14 protein-coding genes are annotated in these 16,231 nt (G+C 72.1%); 5 read left to right on the plus strand and 9 right to left on the minus strand.

What is annotated here, in order from left to right:
• Positions 1 to 60 precede the first annotated feature (60 nt).
• Both ACFS27_RS04755 and ACFS27_RS04760 read left to right on the plus strand, forming a co-directional pair.
• A complete protein-coding gene (locus tag ACFS27_RS04755; protein ID WP_377180696.1) occupies positions 61 to 537 on the plus strand; it encodes a DUF3515 family protein in 477 nt (158 codons plus the stop codon).
• Positions 534 to 1,292 (plus strand): TetR/AcrR family transcriptional regulator, encoded by a 759-nt coding sequence (locus ACFS27_RS04760; protein WP_377180697.1) that lies wholly within the window; start codon positions 534 to 536, stop codon positions 1,290 to 1,292. Before ACFS27_RS04755 ends, ACFS27_RS04760 begins: the two co-directional genes overlap by 4 nt.
• Before the next feature lie 73 nt (positions 1,293 to 1,365).
• On the opposite strand, the gene ACFS27_RS04765 is transcribed toward ACFS27_RS04760, so the two are convergent.
• The 6 genes from ACFS27_RS04765 to ACFS27_RS04790 all read right to left on the minus strand — a co-directional run bounded on the left by ACFS27_RS04765 (position 1,366) and on the right by ACFS27_RS04790 (position 7,785).
• On the minus strand, positions 1,366 to 2,094 hold the full coding sequence (locus ACFS27_RS04765) for a hypothetical protein (protein WP_377180698.1): 729 nt from the start codon (positions 2,092 to 2,094) through the stop codon (positions 1,366 to 1,368).
• Positions 2,091 to 2,468: an ArsR/SmtB family transcription factor gene (locus tag ACFS27_RS04770; RefSeq protein WP_377180699.1), complete on the minus strand. Its 378-nt coding sequence runs from the start codon at positions 2,466 to 2,468 to the stop codon at positions 2,091 to 2,093. Before ACFS27_RS04770 ends, ACFS27_RS04765 begins: the two co-directional genes overlap by 4 nt.
• 49 nt (positions 2,469 to 2,517) lie before the next feature.
• Complete coding sequence (locus tag ACFS27_RS04775; RefSeq protein WP_377180700.1) at positions 2,518 to 3,051, minus strand: hypothetical protein; 534 nt, start codon at positions 3,049 to 3,051, stop codon at positions 2,518 to 2,520.
• 88 nt (positions 3,052 to 3,139) lie between these two features.
• Complete coding sequence (locus ACFS27_RS04780; protein ID WP_377180701.1) at positions 3,140 to 4,321, minus strand: D-alanine--D-alanine ligase family protein; 1,182 nt, start codon at positions 4,319 to 4,321, stop codon at positions 3,140 to 3,142.
• Between the two features lie 50 nt (positions 4,322 to 4,371).
• Entirely contained in the window at positions 4,372 to 5,967 is a 1,596-nt protein-coding gene (locus ACFS27_RS04785) for an AMP-binding protein (protein WP_377183593.1), read from the minus strand.
• A gap of 114 nt (positions 5,968 to 6,081) precedes the next feature.
• Positions 6,082 to 7,785: an aldehyde dehydrogenase family protein gene (locus tag ACFS27_RS04790; RefSeq protein ID WP_377180702.1), complete on the minus strand. Its 1,704-nt coding sequence runs from the start codon at positions 7,783 to 7,785 to the stop codon at positions 6,082 to 6,084.
• Between the two features lie 160 nt (positions 7,786 to 7,945).
• On the opposite strand from ACFS27_RS04790, the gene ACFS27_RS04795 reads away from it, so the two are divergent.
• Together ACFS27_RS04795 and ACFS27_RS04800 are read left to right on the plus strand one after the other, a co-directional pair.
• Positions 7,946 to 9,106: a PucR family transcriptional regulator gene (locus tag ACFS27_RS04795; protein ID WP_377180703.1), complete on the plus strand. Its 1,161-nt coding sequence runs from the start codon at positions 7,946 to 7,948 to the stop codon at positions 9,104 to 9,106.
• A 97-nt stretch (positions 9,107 to 9,203) separates the two neighbouring features.
• Positions 9,204 to 10,379, plus strand: a complete 1,176-nt coding sequence (locus ACFS27_RS04800) for an acyl-CoA dehydrogenase family protein (protein ID WP_377180704.1) — start codon at positions 9,204 to 9,206, stop codon at positions 10,377 to 10,379.
• Here the strand turns inward: ACFS27_RS04800 and ACFS27_RS04810 are convergent.
• Positions 10,332 to 11,633 (minus strand): trans-sulfuration enzyme family protein, encoded by a 1,302-nt coding sequence (locus ACFS27_RS04810; protein ID WP_449301512.1) that lies wholly within the window; start codon positions 11,631 to 11,633, stop codon positions 10,332 to 10,334. The genes ACFS27_RS04800 and ACFS27_RS04810 overlap by 48 nt on opposite strands.
• A 145-nt stretch (positions 11,634 to 11,778) precedes the next feature.
• Entirely contained in the window at positions 11,779 to 13,107 is a 1,329-nt protein-coding gene (locus ACFS27_RS04815) for an MFS transporter (protein ID WP_377180705.1), read from the minus strand.
• Between the two features lie 84 nt (positions 13,108 to 13,191).
• Here ACFS27_RS04815 and ACFS27_RS04820 point away from each other — a divergent pair, with 84 nt between their 5' ends.
• Positions 13,192 to 14,163 (plus strand): GlxA family transcriptional regulator, encoded by a 972-nt coding sequence (locus tag ACFS27_RS04820; protein WP_377180706.1) that lies wholly within the window; start codon positions 13,192 to 13,194, stop codon positions 14,161 to 14,163.
• 136 nt (positions 14,164 to 14,299) lie between these two features.
• Here ACFS27_RS04820 and ACFS27_RS04825 read toward each other — a convergent pair whose 3' ends face one another.
• A complete protein-coding gene (locus ACFS27_RS04825) occupies positions 14,300 to 16,192 on the minus strand; it encodes a right-handed parallel beta-helix repeat-containing protein (protein WP_377180707.1) in 1,893 nt (630 codons plus the stop codon).
• Positions 16,193 to 16,231 lie beyond the last annotated feature (39 nt).

Below are 16,231 nucleotides of genomic sequence, written 5' to 3' on the forward strand. Positions count from 1 at the left end.
CACACCGCCCGGAAACGGGCATCGGGGACGGGCACTATCCGAGACGGGTAACGTATCTCCGTGCTTCCCGCCCGTTTCGTCACCGCACTGACCGCCGCTGCTCTCGCCGTCGTGGCACTGGCCGGGTGCGCACGAACGATCGGGGTGGAGGTCGCGCCGGAGGCCGCCGACCCGCTGTGCGCCGACGTGATGCTCGCCGTGCCGGACGAGCTCGGCGGCGATCTGCCGAAGGTGCCGACCGATGCGCAGGCGACGGCGGCGTGGGGCGAGCCGGGCGCCGCGGTCACCATGCGGTGCGGCGTGGCCCAGGTCGGGCCCTCAGCGGACTGCCAGCACGTCGACTCGGGCGACGGGACCGCCGTCGACTGGATCGTCACGACCGACGACGCCGGCACCTGGTCGTTCGTCACGTACGGGCGCGAGCCCGCTGTCGAGGTGATCGTGCCGCCTGCGGTCACCGAGAACCACTCGACGTCGTTCATCGCCGACCTCGCCGGCGCCGTGACGCAGGTACCTGCCACGAAGGAGTGCCAGTGAGCCCGGCAATCTCAGTGCCAGCAGCAACAGAACCCGCCCCGGTGCAGTCGCGGCGGGAGCGCCTGCGCGACGAGCTGCGCCGTGAGGTGCTCACCGCCGCGCGCCACCAGCTCGCCGGGCAGCACGGCCTGAGCAAGCTCACGATGGCCGCCGTCGCGAAGGAGGTCGGCGTCACGCCACCCGCGCTGTACCGGCACTTCGAGAACCGGCAGGACGTCATCGCGCAGCTCTGCGTGCTGATCGTCGAGGAGGTGCTGGCGGAGCTCAGCGCCGCCGTCCGCCGGCAGGAGCCCGGCGACATCGCCGCAGCACTGGTCGCCTCGACGCGTGCCTCGCTCGACTGGGCGGTCCGCAACCCGGCGGAGTTCGACCTCGTCATCGGGTCCGGTATCCGCGCGGAGCTGCCCGACAGCCACGCCCTCCAGCGCCGCATGGCCGAGATGGTCGGGGGCCACTACGTGCCCCTCTTCCGTGAGCTGGCGGCGTCGGGCGTCCCGCGCCCTGCCGACGACGAGATCACTCCAGAGCTGGCCGAACAGGTCCGCCGGTACCGCGACGCGGTGGGCGGTCACGACCTGCCGCTCGGTGTCGCGCACCTCATGGTGACGAGCTGGCGGCAGGTCTACGGCCTGCAGTGCATGGCCGTCTACGGGCACCAGGAGTTCGCGTTCGGCGACCACGTGGCGCTGCACGAGGACCTGGTCGCCTCGCTGCTGGCCCAGATGGGCCTCGAGCCGCACCCGACCGTGCGCTGAGCCGGCGCCGCCGGGCGGCCCGCCGAGCCCGCGAGGTCACGGCAGGCCACTGGGGGCCACGCCCGCGACGACGTCACTCCGACGGTTTCCGCGCCGCCCGGATCGCTGCGACCAGCCCGACGACGACGAAGACCGCACCGACCGACACGACGGCGATGCCCATCGCCACCCAGGGGTCGAATGCCGCAGCGACGGCCGTCGCGATCCCCGCGAGGACGAGGGCGATTCCCGCCCCGCGGTACAGCCGGCCCTGCGCGGCCCTGAACCGCTCGAGCCCGCCGGTGTAGCTGCCACCCGGGGCGAACAGGGGCGCTGCCACGCCGAGGCAGGCGAGGAGAAGGCCGCCGGCTGCGGCGACGGCGTTCTCGAGCGGATACGCGTCCCCGGTGTGCAGGGAGAGCAGCCCGAGGTGGAGCACCACAAGGACCACCGACAGGCCCATGAGTGTCCAGCTCAGCACGCGCCGGGCCCGTTCGGGCGAACGGTCCAGTCCCACGGGCGTGCGCTTGAGCAGCTCATGGTCCGCTCGCAGCACTACGGAGAACAGGACCGTGAGCCCGAGCAGGGCGCTCGGCGCGGCGGCGGCAGTGACCGCGCGGTGCGCCACGCTCTCCCCATGGCGGCCGTCAGCCTCCCTGGTGACGATCTCGACCGCCATCTCCGGCCACGCGACGACCGATGCCACGATCATGATCGCGACGGCGACCAGCGCCACTGCCGCACCGGGCCACGGGATCATGACCCACGGGGGCGGCGGCGGGTTCTCGTGCGGAGACACTTCGGTGGAGCCGGTCGCAGTCATGGCGTGCCCTCCTGGTTGGCAGTCTGGTGCGCTGTGCTGGTGTCGCTCTCGGCCGGCTCTGACACCGGGCCGCCCTCCGCCGTCGACGACCCGGGGCGCCGCAGCCCGGCCAGGGCGACTATCGCCTCGTCCAGCAGGCTCATCTGCAGCCGGTACTGGACCTCGGTCGCGCGACGCCGGGTCTCGACCAGACCTGCTTGGCGCAGGACCTTGAGATGGCCGGACAGGGTCGACGGAGCGATCCCCAGCGCGGCGCCGATGTCACCGGCCCGGACGTAGTCCTTGTCGCGCAGGTAGCGCAGGATCTCCCGCCTCGCCCCATGGGCAAGGGCGGAGAAGAGCCCGTCTCCCGGTTCTTCGGTATTTCGCGACATACCGAAATAGTAGGCGTACGAAAGCGCCGTGCACAAGGTCCGGTGCTGGTCAGCGCACCATCGAGTCCCTGCTGGCCTCCATCGTGTGCAGCGCGTCGGCGTTCGAGATCAGCTGGATGGTCCCGTGGTAGGAGATCGCCGGGTCCTTCATCGCCGCGCCCAGCAGGGCCGCGAGCGCCGCGAGGTGCCTGGCGTCGTGCGCGCAGATGCGGTGCACGTGCTGCGTCGCGGTGACCAGCTGCAGGGCGAACACCGGGTACTTCCACACCGGCTTCCAGAACTGCGTCTGCTGCCACGCGCGCGCCGCCGGCCACCCGAGGCCTGCACAGGCTGTGGCGAGGGCGGCCTCCCACGGGACGGCGTCGGCCCCCACCATGCGGAGCAGCAGGATGACGACCGCGATGATGCAGAACGGGTAGGCGACCTGGTTCGCCCAGGCGCCGATGGGCTGGGGTTTTGCGACGCCCACCACCTCGACCCGCATGACGTTGCTCAGGGCGAAGGTGGTGAGCCCGATGGTGAGCGTCCCGTTCGCGACCCGCACGTCACGCGCGGCGTACCTGTAGCGCGGCCCGCCCCACATCCTGCCTCCTCAGATGCCATTTCCGGCCCTGCAGACCGAGGTGACGATCGATGCGGAAGACCGGTGGTGAGAGGCAGAGTACAGGCGATCAGCGCAGGCCGGTGGGCCGCTCGAGAGCGAGCTGGATGAGTTCGTCGATCAGGTCCGGGTAGCTCAGTCCGGAGGCGTCCCACATGCGCGGATACATCGAGAACGGCGTGAAGCCCGGCATGGTGTTGATCTCGTTGACCACCACCTGGTCCTCGGGCGTCACGAACACGTCAACGCGTGCCAGGCCCTCGGCGCCGACGGCCTCGAACGTCCGCACGGCGATCTCCTGGACCTCCTTGATGACGTGGTCCGGCAGGTCGGCCGGGCACGAGAGCTGCACCGCGGCCTCGTCGAAGTACTTGGCCTCGTAGTCGTAGAAGCCGTTCTTGGTCTCGTCGGTCACGAGGATCTCGCCGGGCAGCGACGCTCGCGGGCGCTCCCCGCCGCGGCCGCCGAGCACCGCGCACTCGATCTCCCGGCCGGCGATGCCCGCCTCGACGATCACCTTGGGGTCGTGCCTGCGTGCTTCCTCGACGGCGGCGTCGAGGTCGTCCAGCGAGTCCACCCTGGACACGCCGAGCGAGGACCCGGCGCGGGCAGGCTTGACGAAGAGGGGCAGCCCGAGGGGCTCGACGCTCTGCAGGACGATGTCACGGCGCCGGTCCCAGTCGCCCGGCTTGATCACGGCGTACGGGCCGATGGGCAGGCCCTGCCCCGCGAACACCATCTTCATGAAGTGCTTGTCCATGCCGACGGCGGACGCGAGCACGCCGGAGCCGACGTACCGTGCGTCGGCGAGCTCGAGCAGGCCCTGGACAGTCCCGTCCTCGCCGTACGGGCCGTGCAGCAGCGGGAACACCACGTCGACGTCGGCGAGCGCCGACGGCACCCGGCCGGGTTCCAGGACCCGCAGCGCCGCGTCGCCGACGGTCAGCGGGAGCACCACCTCGGCGGCGGACTCCGGAACCTCCGCCGCCTTGCCGTCGGTGATGGCCCAGCGCTCGGGCTCGTCCGCCGCGATGACCCACTGGCCCTTCGGGGTGATCCCGATGGGCACCACCTCGTACTTCGTGCGGTCGATGGCGCTCATCACGCCGCCCGCGGTGGCGACGGAGATCCCGTGCTCGCCGGAGCGCCCGCCGAACAGGATCACGACGCGGGTCTTGCCGGCAGCGTCCGGCGTCGGTGCGGGGCTCGTCGAGTCCCCGGCGGAGGCTGGTTCAGGTGTGTGGTGCGACATCGCGCCCGACCCTACCGGAACTGCCGTGCAAGACCCGTTCGTGGAGGGCCCTACGGGGCCACCTTGAGGTCCTTGCGCAGGATCTTCCCCGAGGCAGACTTCGGCACCGCCTCGATGAACTCCACGCTCCGCACCTTCTTGTAGGGGGCGACCTGTTCCGCGACGTACGCGATGACCTCGCCCTCGCTCAGCGACTGCCCCTGCGCGGTCACGACGAACGCCTTCGGGATCTCGCCGGCCTCGTCGTCGGGCACGCCGATCACCGCGGCGTCCGCGATCTTGGGGTGGGAGAGCAGGAGCGCCTCCAGCTCCGCCGGCGGGACCTGGTAGCCCTTGTACTTGATGAGCTCCTTGAGCCGGTCCACCACCCGGAACACGCCGCCCGCGTCGACGGTGACGATGTCGCCGGTGTGCATGAACCCGTCCGGCTCCAGCGTGTCGGCGGTCGCCTCGGGGTTGCCGAGGTAGCCGACCATCACGTTCGGTCCGCGGCACAGCAGCTCACCAGGGGCCGAGACGCCGTCGTCGGGCTGCTCGATCTCCGCCCCGGTCGCCGGGTCGACGATCTTCGCCTCCATGCCGGCGACGAGCAGCCCGACGGTCCCCGGCGAGATGTCCGGGCGGTCGAACGGGATGCAGTGCGAGACCGGCGACATCTCCGTCATGCCGTACCCCTGCAGCACCCGCACGCTGTCGCCGAGCCGGTCGAGCACTGCCTGCGCGAGCTTCTCGTCGAGCGGCGCGGCCCCCGACAGCACTGCCCGCACGCTGGAGACGTCGTAGGAGTCCACGAGCGGGTGCTTCGCCAGCGCGAGGGCGATGGGCGGCGCGACGAAGAGGAACGTCGCCCGCTGCTCCTGGATGATCCCGAGGTACTGCGCCAGGTCGAACCGTGGCAGCGTCACGAGCTTCGCCCGGGTCTTGAGCGCGAGGTTGAGCAGCACGGTCATCCCGTAGATGTGGAAGAACGGCAGCACGCACGGCACGACGTCGTCGGGCCCCACGCCGATCGCGAGGGACTGCGCGACGTTCGCGACGAGGTTGGTGTGCGTCAGCATCACGCCCTTGGGGCGGCCCGTCGTGCCGGACGAGTAGGGCAGCACCGCGAGGTGGGTCGCCGCGTCGAACGAGACGTCGGGAGCCGGGCGCGGCTCTGCCAGCAGGTCGGCCAGGGACGCGTAGCCCTCTGCGGCACCGGTGCCGCCGTCGAGCACCACCATCTGCTCCTCGGTGAGGCCGGCGCCCCGTGCCCCTGCCTCGCCCGCTTCGAGCAGTGCCGACACGGTGATCATGAGCCGAGCACCGGAGTCGGCCAGCTGCTTGGTGATCTCCGGGCCGGTGGCCAGGCCGTTGATGGTCGTGACCGTGACCCCCGCCCGCAGCAACCCGTGGAACACGGTGACGTAGGCGGGGACGTTGGGGGCGTGCAGCGCGACGACGTCGCCCACCCCGAACCCGCGCGCGGCCATGGCGCCGGCGACGGCGTCGATCTGCGCGAGGAGGGAGCGGAACGTCGTCTCCGTGCCGCTGACGCCGTCGACCACCGCCACGCGGTCCAGGTCACCGGGCTCGATATCGCCGAACAGGTACTCGTAGACGCTGACGGACGGGATCTGCACGTCGGGCAGCGGGCTCCGGACAACCATCATCGGTCTCCCTGTGTTCGATACGCACTGTTCAGGTGCCGGACCACCGTCGGTCCGGACCGGCCGGACCCCCATTGGCCCGGCGCACAAGCATTGTGCAGCCACACCGCCCCGTCACGCACGGAACGCGGCGAGCAGGACCGGCACGAGCCGGCCCCACGACGGCGCGGCCGCGTAGCGGGTCAGCCGTCGGCCCGTCTCCGTCCCGCTGCGGGACCCGCTGAACCACGGCGGCTTCGGGAAGAGGGAGAGCTCGCCGTGCAGCACGCTGCGTGGGAACGGGCGGAACGGCCCGGTCACGACGCTGCGCTCAGGGTCGGCCAGCAGGTGCCCGTTGTGCACGACGTCGATCCCTGAGCCGACGTCGGCAACGGTGTGCCCGGGGAACGCGCCCCACGTGGCCCCCGGCAGGAGGAAGCCGACGCCCGTCCACGCGTTGATCGCGATGGTGCCGTAGCGCAGGTCCGCGATCGCGGCGTCGAAGTCCGTGCCCAGCGCCGCGCGGTCCTCCGGCCGCACCACCAGGTTGGCGCCCAGCGTCCCGTACAGGGAGTCGTTGGCGAAGCCGACGGCGGCGCGCAGGAACTCGGCACCCTCGCCAGGCAGCTGCGTCCACGCCAGCACCGGCGCGAAGTACTCGTCGGTGCACGCCGGGTCGCCGGGGGCGACCTCGACCAGGATGCGCCCGCTCACGTGCTCGGCGCCGGGGTGCGCATCGGAGGCGCGCGCGACCTTGGCGTCCGTACCGGGGTACCAGGGCGAGCGGGCCGGCATGGTCGCGAGGGCACGGCGCAGCTCGGCGAGGAACGCGTCCTTCTGCGCCCAGTCCGCCGAGAGCACGACGACCTGCCCCGCCACGCAGTTGTGGCCCGCGTTGTGCAGGCGCATGGAGACCAGGTGCTCGGCCTGGAACCGCAGGTCGGCGGCGCTCCACCGGCCGGGGACCACGATCATGGGCGCCACGCCGCCCAGCTCGCTCGTGATCGGCACCGGCAGCAGCGGGTCGTCCGCCGCCCGACGCCGTTCTGCCTCCTCGCCGGTGCCCCAGACGATGGCGTCGTGCGTGACCGCTGAACCGGTGATGTGTACCTTGTCGATGCCGCTGTGCCGCGTGAGATAGGCACCGGTGGCGCCGTCGCCGGTGACCACCCGGACCACGCCGGCCTCGATGAGGGGCGCGAGCGCCCTGCGGTAGACCCCGAGCAGGGCACCGAACGTGGGGTTGAGCTTCACGAGCGAGGCGCGGTTGTGCGCGGCGAGCTCGTAGAAGGCGTCGAGCGGCGCGATGGACGAGATGTTGCCAGCCCCCAGCACGAGCCCGACGCCGCCGTACTCGCCGACCTTCCCTGCTCCCAGGCCCGCGCCGTCGCGCACCTGCCGCTCGGTCGCGCCCGGCGGCATCCAGACCTCCGCCCTGAAGCCGTTGAACAGCACCCACTCCTTGACGGTGCGCGGCAGCACCCGGACCGCCACGCGGTCGCCCGGTGCCGTGCCGACGGCGAGCCCGTCGAGCGGCGACCCGCCCCCCGCGAGCGCCTCGTACGACCGCGCGTAGGTGGCAGCGCTCTCCAGCGCGCCGTACGGGCCGGTCATCCACTCCTCGCCCGCGTACGGGGCGGACGGCGCGACGTGCTTGGCCTCTGCGGCGGTCGTCGCCCACTCCTCGGCGACCTCGGCTATCGACGAGTGCACCCTCCGGAACAGCGCTCCCCTGTCCGCGACGGGCAGCTGCGCCCACCGCTCCGCACCGACCTTGAGCTCCTCGACCGCCCGGTCGAGCTCGCGCTCCGTGGTGGCTCGCGTGTCCGTCACGCTCATCAGCTGTCTCCTTCGACCGCTCGGCATCCGACCGTCCGGGCATCGCTGACCCGGACTCCAATAGCCTATGGGTCCGCACCGGTCTGATGCGAGACCCAGTACCGGGTTTACATCTTGGCCTTGAGTGCACAGTCGGCGCCCCGCGGTTACGCTGCCTCACATGTCGGACATCGTTGGAGAAGGGCGCCACGACCTCCGCGATGCCCTCGACCTACTGAGCGGGCAGGTCGCCGACGGCATCCTGCACGCGGAACCCACCTACCAGGAGACCCGGCTCCCGGCAGCCGCCGTCCAGCCGCTCGTCCGGGCGAACGTGGCGGAGATCCTCGCCGCGCTCGCCGGTGAGACCTCGTCTCTCGAACCCGCGCGGGAGGCCGGCCGGGTCAGTGCCGCCGAGGGCATGCCGCTGGACCTGCTGCAGCACGCCTACCGGCTGGCCGGCCTGCGGATCTGGGAGGAGCTCGCCCGCCGGCTGCGCTCCGAGAACGACACCGCGGCTCTGCTCCGGGCCTCCTCGCGGGTCTGGTTCGCCATCGACCGCTCGTCGAACGTCGCCGTGCGGGCCCACCTGGAGACCGCGGCGGGCCTCGGCGAGAACATGGCCCGCACCGAGCTGCTGCGCGGGGTCCTCACGGGGGCGGTGCACGACCTCGACACCGCACGTCGCGCGCTCGGCCTGCCCACCGACGTGATGCTCGTCGTCGCTGTCACGGGGCCCGGCCTGCCCCCTGCACCGTTGCCCGGCGCATCGCCCGTACCGGAGGACGCCGGCGCGGACGCCTCCCGGGTGGTCACCCGCTGGCTCACGCACGAGGGCGCCCGGCTGACGCTCGTGGCCGCACCCACCTCCCAGGACGCGCACGACGCCGTGGCCTGCCTGGCGGTGCACGCCCCGACCGGCGCGAGCCGGCCGTTCACGAGCCTTGCCGACGCGCCGGCCGCCCTCGCCCAGGCCCGCACCGCCGTGCGCTCCCTGCCCCTTGGCGCGGTAGGGCTCGCCCGCTACGGCGACCGGCCGCTGGACGCCCTGCTGGTGGCCGACGGCGAACGCGCGGCCGAGCTCGCCAGCGCGGTGCTCAGCGGCCTGCGGGACCGCGACGCGCGGGACGAGGAGCTGTTGCTCGGCACCATCGAGGCATGGTTCGAGCACGGCGGGTCGGGCACCAGGGCTGCCGCAGCACTGCACTGCCACCGGAACACGGTGCTGAACCGGCTGGCCCGTGTCGCCGACCTGACGGGCCGCGACATCAACGACCCGCGCGCCGCCGCCGAGCTGTACGCCGCGGTGCGGGCGCGCCGGCTGCAGCGGGACCCGGGGTGAGCCCAGCCGGCTCCGGCGCGGTCCGGCGCGACGACGGTGGCCGTGGTCACCTGCGCGTTCCGCCCACGACGCCGTCCGGCAGCGTTAGCCTCGGGAGGTGACTCACCTCCTGTCCGACGAGCTGCTCGCCACCCTTCGCGAACGAGCCGCCGACTACGACCGCGACAACGCCTTCTTCGCCGAGGACCTCGCCGACCTGCAGGCCGCCGGCTATCTCGGCACCATGGTGCCCACCGCGCTCGGCGGCGCGGGCCTCTCGCTGCGCGAGACGGCGCGCGAGCAGGCCAGGCTGTCCGCGCACGCACCAGCGACGGCGCTGGCCGTGAACATGCACCACGTGTGGGTGGGCGTGGGGCGCTACCTGCACGAGCGCGGGGACTCGTCGCTGGACTGGCTGCTCGCCGAGGCGGCGGCCGGCGAGGTGTTCGGCTTCGGCTACTCCGAGCCGGGCAACGACCTGGTGCTGCTCGGCTCCCGCACGGAGGCGCGGCCCGACGGCAACGGCGGGTACACGTTCCACGGCCGCAAGATCTTCACGTCCAACTCCCCCGCGTGGACGCGGCTCGGCGTGCTGGGCCTCGACCCGTCGGGCGGCAACGGGCGCCGCGGCGGCGAACCGCGACTGGTGCACGCGTTCGTCACGCGCGACGGCGGCGGGTTCGACATCCTCGACGACTGGGACACGATCGGCATGCGCGCCTCCCAGTCGCGCACCACGATGCTCGACGGCGCCCACGCGCCCGCCGACCGGGTACTGCGCCTCCTGCCCCCCGGGCCGTCGCTGGACCCGTACGTCCTGGGCATCTTCACGTCGTTCGAGGTACTGCTCGCCGCCGTGTACGCGGGCATCGCCGACCGCGCGCTGGAGCTCGCCGTCGAGGCGGTGGGACGCCGCACGTCCATGAAGACCGGCAAGCCGTACTCCCAGGACCCCGACGTCCGCCGCCGCATCGCCGACATGGCACTGACGCAGGACAGCGTCTGGCTCCAGATCGACGGGATCACCCGCGATCTCGACGCCTCGGCGTCGGACAGCACGCTGGACCGGGGCGCCGGCTGGTTCCGGGCGACCGCGGGCCTGAAGGTGCGGGTCACGGAGGCAGCCCGGGACGTCGTGGACCAGGCGGTGCGGGTGTCCGGCGGCTCCACCTACTTCAACTCGTCCGAGCTAGGCCGCCTCTACCGGGACGTGCTCGCGGGGATCTTCCACCCGTCCAGCGACGACTCAGCCCACAGCACGGTGGCCCAGTCCCTCCTGGGCCCCCTCGACTGACCCCCCTTGGTTGTGAGCGCGACGATTGCGCCTATATCGGACGCGAGGTCGCAACGGTCGCGCCCACAACCAGGGGGTCAGGCGCGGAGGGCCCGGTCCAGGTCCTGCCAGAGGTCCTCGACGTCCTCGATGCCGACCGACAGGCGCAGCAGGTCCTCCGGCACCGTCACGGCTTCTGTGCCCCAGCGGCGGCGGCGCTCCAGCATGGACTCCACACCGCCCAGCGACGTCGCGGGGAGCCACAGCCGCACGGCGTCCACGACGGCGTCCGCCCGCTCGACGGCGCCCGACCCCCGACCGCTCGGCCGGCCGGACACCGATGATCGCCCCGAAGCCGTTCATCTGCGCCGTCGCACGCTCGTGCCCGGGGTCCCCGGGCAGCGAGGGATGCCGCACCTCGGCGACGTCCGGGTGGTCCGCGAGGCGTCGGGCCAGCTCTGCGGCGTTCGCCTGCGCACGCTCGAAGCGCAGTGCCAGAGTGCGCAGGCCCCGCAGGGCGAGCCACACCTCGAACGGCCCGGCGATGGCGCCGTGCAGCGTGCGGTGCTCACGCAGGGTGGCGGACAGCTCGGCGTCCCGCGTCACGAGCGCACCGAGCACGACGTCGGAGTGGCCGGCCAGGTACTTGGTCACCGAGTGCAGCACGATGTCGGCGCCGTGCTCCAGCGGCCGCTGGCCAAGCGGCGTCGCGAACGTGTTGTCGACGACGGAGCGCACGCCGCGCGCGCGGGCCGCACCGAGCACGGCCGGCAGGTCCGCGACCTCCAGCATCGGGTTCGTGGGCGACTCGGCGAGCAGCAGGTCAGCGCCGTCAAGAGCCGCCACCACGGCGTCCGTGTCGGCGATGTCGACGTGGCGCAGGGTCACGCCGTGCCGGTCCCTGATCTGGCCGGCGAGCACCATGCCCGCCTGATAGGCGTGCCGCGGCAGCACGATCGTGCCGCCGTCGGGCACCAGGGCGAAGACCGCAGCGATCGCCGCCATGCCGGACGAGAACACGAGCGCCTCGCCCGGCTCTCCTCCGCCGCACTCGAGCGTGGCGAGCGCTTCCTCGAACGGGTGCCAGGCGTCGTTGTCGCCGCGCGCGTAGGACAGCTCGCCGGACGTGACCACGCCTTGCGACACGTACGTGGAGTTCATCGGCACGGACGGGTTGATGTGCCCGCCCTGGACGCGGGCGGGACGCCCGGCGGAGACGACGACGGTGGCCGGCGAGAGCTCGGACGCCTCGTGAGGCTCGGGGGTGGTGCTCATGACGGCGAGAATACGGCGGTCCCGGCCCGGGACGCTGACCCGTCCGCAACCGGACGGAGCCCCCGGCATTGCGACTCCTACACACTGCATCGCATCATCGGCGTGTCGCGTGCAGCGTGTAGGGGTCGCGATGGCGCGGTGGCCGTCAGAGGGACTGCGCCTCCGACGCTCGCCGTCTCCGGATCATCAGCGACATGAGCGCGGCCCCCGCACAGAGCAGGCCGGCGCCGTACCAGACGGCGTCGTACGAGCCGGTGACGTCGCGCACCAGGCCGCCGGCGAACGCCACCACCCCGGCGCCGATCTGGTGCGAGGCGAGCACCCAGCCGAACACGATCGGTGCGTCGTCGCCGTAGAACTCGCGGCACAGGGCGAGGGTGGGCGGCACGGTCGCCACCCAGTCCAGCCCGTAGAACACGATGAAGAACACCATCGGCAGCTCGACCTGCGGCGCCATGAGCGACGGCAGGAACAGCAGGGCGACGCCACGCAGCGTGTAGTAGACCCCCAGCAGGACGCGCGGCGAGTACCGGTCGGTGAGCCAGCCGGACCCGATGGTGCCGATCACGTCGACGACGCCGATCACCGCGAGCAGGCTCGCCGCGACCGTTATCGGCATGCCGTGGTCGTGCGCACCCGGCACGAAGTGCGTCCGGACCAGCCCGTTCGTCGTCGCGCCGCAGATCGCGAACGCGCCGGCCAGCAGCCAGAACGGGCCGGTGCGCGCGGCGTCGAACAGCGCAGTGACGGTGCGTCGCGCCACGTCGTGCACGGGCGCGGGCTTCGGCGTGTACTCGCCGCCGTAGGGCGCGAGCCCCAGGTCGGCCGGGTGGTCACGCAGCAGGAAGAGGACGAGCGGGACCGCCGCGAGCGCGGCGATGGCCACGGTGGCCGACGCCGGACGCCACCCCTGGCTCTCGATGATCCAGGCCAGCAGGGGCAGGAACACGAGCTGCCCCGACGCCGTCGCCGCCGTCAGCACGCCGCTGACCAGACCGCGCCGGGCGACGAACCAGCGCCCGGTGATCGTCGCGGTGAAGGCGAGCGCCATGCTGCCGCTGCCGACGCCGACGAGGAGCCCCCAGCCGAGCACGAACTGCCAGGGCTCCGACATCCAGACGGTCGACAGCGCGCCGCCCGTGATGACGACCAGCGCGACGGTGACCACCGGCCGCATGCCGAACCGGTCCATCAGCGCGGCGGCGAACGGCGCCGTCAGCCCGTAGAGCACCGACTGCAGGCCGACCGCGAGGCCGATGGTCGCGCGCGACCAGCCGAGCTCCGCATGCAGCGGGTCCACGAAGAGGCCGGGCACCGCGGTGAACGCGGCGGCGCACATGATGGTCACGAAGCTGACCAGGGCCACCCACCAGGCCGGGTGGATGCGCGGGGTGGGGCGGCGCGGCGGGGCGGCTACGGGAGCCGGGCGCTCGGGCGGTCCCTGGGGCGCCGGCACTGCGGCAGTCTGCGTCATGGCGCCAGCATGGGCGAGCACTGCCGCCCGAACCAGTGGCCGGGAGGACACACATCGCTAGGATCAGGCCATAGGATGTGGGTCATGGGCATCCACCGCGTCGCAGTCCTGATCCGGCCCGGGTTCATCCCGTTCGAGCTGGGCATCCCGCACCGGATCTTCGGCACGGCACGCGACGCGGCGCTCGCGCCCCTGTACGAGGTGGTGACCTGCACGCCAGGCGGCCCGGGGCTGGTGCAGTCGGACTCCGACGTCGCGGTCCAGGTGACGCACGGCCCTGAGGCCGTCGAGGACGCGGACACGGTGGTGGTCCCGGCGTCGCACGAGTACGGGCCCGTGTACGAGAAGGGACTGCTCACGCCGGAGCTCGCGGAGGCGTTCCGCAGGATCCGGCCGGGTACGCGGATCGTGTCGATCTGCACCGGGGCGTTCGCGCTGGCGGCCGCCGGGCTGCTGGACGACCGGCCGGCCACCACGCACTGGGCGACGACGGACCGGTTCCGGAAGCTGTTCCCACGGGTCCGGCTGGACCCGGAGGTCCTGTTCACCGACGACGGCGACGTGCTCACCTCGGCCGGCGTCGCCTCGGGGATCGATCTGTGCCTGCATCTCGTGCGCCGCGACCACGGGGCCGCCGTCGCGCAGGACGTCGCTCGCCGCACCGTGGTGCCACCGCACCGCGAGGGCGGGCAGGCGCAGTACATCCAGCGGTTTTTGCCCGACCAGGACGGACCGGGCACCGCGGCGACCCGTGCGTGGGCGACGGAGCGGCTCGCCGAACCCCTGACGCTGGCCGAGCTGTCGCGGCACGCCGCCATGTCGGTGCGGACGTTCACCCGGCGGTTCCGCGACGAGACCGGCGAGAGCCCCGGCCAGTGGCTCACCCGGCAACGGGTCGAGCACGCAAGGACCCTGCTGGAGTCCACCGACCTGCCGATGGAGCAGATCGCGCGCGAGTGCGGCTTCGGCACGGCGCAGTCCCTACGGGCCCACGTGCAGTCTGCGCTCGGCGTGACCCCGACCGCCTACCGCAGGACGTTCCACCGCGCGGCGTGAACGGGCCGTTGGCCGAGGGCTCGTTGGCCGGGGAGCCGCTGGCCGAGAGCCCGCCGGCCGAGCTCGCCGAGACCCGGGCGGGTCTCGGCGGGCTCGGCCCGCGAGTGCTCAGCCGATCGCGGCCGACGTGCCCTGGTCAGTCCTCCGGGACCGGGTACGGGAACGCGTCGGTGACGCCGATGAGGTCGTACTCCATCTGCGCGGGGTCGAAGCCGTCCTCCCAGTCGGCGTTGGCGACCTCGTTGCACTGGTAGGACTGGTACGACTGGTCGGTCGTCTCGCCCACCTCGATGTTGCTGAACGAGAAGCCGCACCCGCCGGCGTCCATGTGGACGCCGCGGGTGCCGCTGTCCGGCATCGCCCCTGCGGGGTCGGGGATCACGTCCCCGATGACCATCTGGTCCACCGTGTTCTTGATCGGGTGGGGCTCCTGGTTGGCGACGCCGTAGGTGTAGAACGCCCCCATGTCGCCCGAGTCCAGACCGGCCTCCTCGAGCCGGATGTACCGGAACGTGTTGTTGTCCGTGTACTGGTCGCCGTCGACGACCTCCGGCCGGGACTCCAGGCTGATGCCGTAGCGCGACGAGTTCCGGACGTGGACGTGCTCGACCGTGTTGTTGCCCGTGCTCATCAGCTCGATCCCCGCAGCGTCGCCAGGGACCAGCTCGCCCACGTGGTGGATGTAGAGGTTCCGGAACGTGTGGTCGTGGGACAGGTCCCCTTCCCCCGGCCAGCCGCCCTCGACCTTGATGCCGTCGGCACCGAGGTTCTCCAGGAGGCTGTCCTCGACGGTCAGGTTGTCGTTGGCGAACAGCGCGTAGACGGCGTGGTAGCCGGTGTCGCGGAGATGCGCCCCGGTGAGCGTGATGTTGCTGGTGTTCTCCAGGGTGATGGCGCCGAACCGGTTGCGCGGCATCTCGATCTGCCGGTCGTACTCCGGGTACTTGTGCACGTCGCCCGAGTCGCCCGCGCTGATCCACCCGGAGCGGTACCAGCCGAGGTAGTCGGAGTACTGCACGCCGATGCCGTCGAAGGTGATGTCGTGCGCCCGCTTCTCCGGCGACGCGCCCTTGACGTCGATGACCTTGGCGACCGTCGGCCGCATGACCGTGACGTCGTCGATGTCACCGTGCGGCTTGTAGTACACCTCGCCGGCCTCGTGGTCGAGGTAGTACTCCCCCGCCTGGTCGAGAAAGCTGAGGGAGTTCTGCAGGAAGTAGCGCGACCCGCTGCGGCTGTTGATCATCGCGTACCGGGTCCAGTGGTCCAGGATGAGCTTGTTGTCGCTGTCCGCGGTGTCGGCGTTCTTGATCGGCACGGTGTCGGTGAACCAGCTCCACGAGCCGCCGGACCAGATCGTCACCTGTGCCGGCCAGCTCGTGTACGAGCGCAGGTCGGCCGACTCGTCCCACTCGCCGGGGTTGTAGCCGATCTGGTCACGGACCCCTTCCTTCTCCGGCTCGATGAGCCGCGAGAACAGGTAAGGCGCGTGGGTGTCCTCAGACGTCCGGTTCGGGTGACGCGCCGTCGTGGCCCGCTCCTCGTCGACGAAGAGGGTGTGGAAGGGCGTGTCGCCGTCGACCTTCGCCTTGTAGATGCCGTCCTCGTGGGGCTCCCAGCCGGTGATCTCCTCCGCGCCGACGAAGTTGGCCTTCCCCGGGCCGTCCGCGCTGCGGTACACGACCTGGTGCCCGCCCTCGCCCGAGTCCTGCTCCGTGAACTCGACGGTCTCGGTGACGGGGTACTCGCCCGCCGCGAGGTTCACCGTGACGTCGCACTTCATGCGGCCCTCGCCGTTGAGGCCCTTCTCCCGGATGTGGTCACGGGCCCTGGTGATCGTCTGCCACGGGTCGTCTGCCGTTCCCTTGCCCTGGTCGTCCCCGGACGGGGAGACGTAGAGCTGCGGGCAGGCGCCGGAGGTCACGACGCTGGTGAGGCGGTCGAAGGCGATCCCCCCGCCGGTCATCGTGGCGACCAGGCTCAGCGCGGCGACCGCCACTGTGCCGTTCCGGATCCATTGTCTGGACATCGTCGTCCTCTCGGTTGGTCGAACGGAAGTCGGTCGAAC

The organism is Promicromonospora vindobonensis (assembly GCF_042685865.1).
Classification (GTDB): domain Bacteria; phylum Actinomycetota; class Actinomycetes; order Actinomycetales; family Cellulomonadaceae; genus Promicromonospora; species Promicromonospora vindobonensis.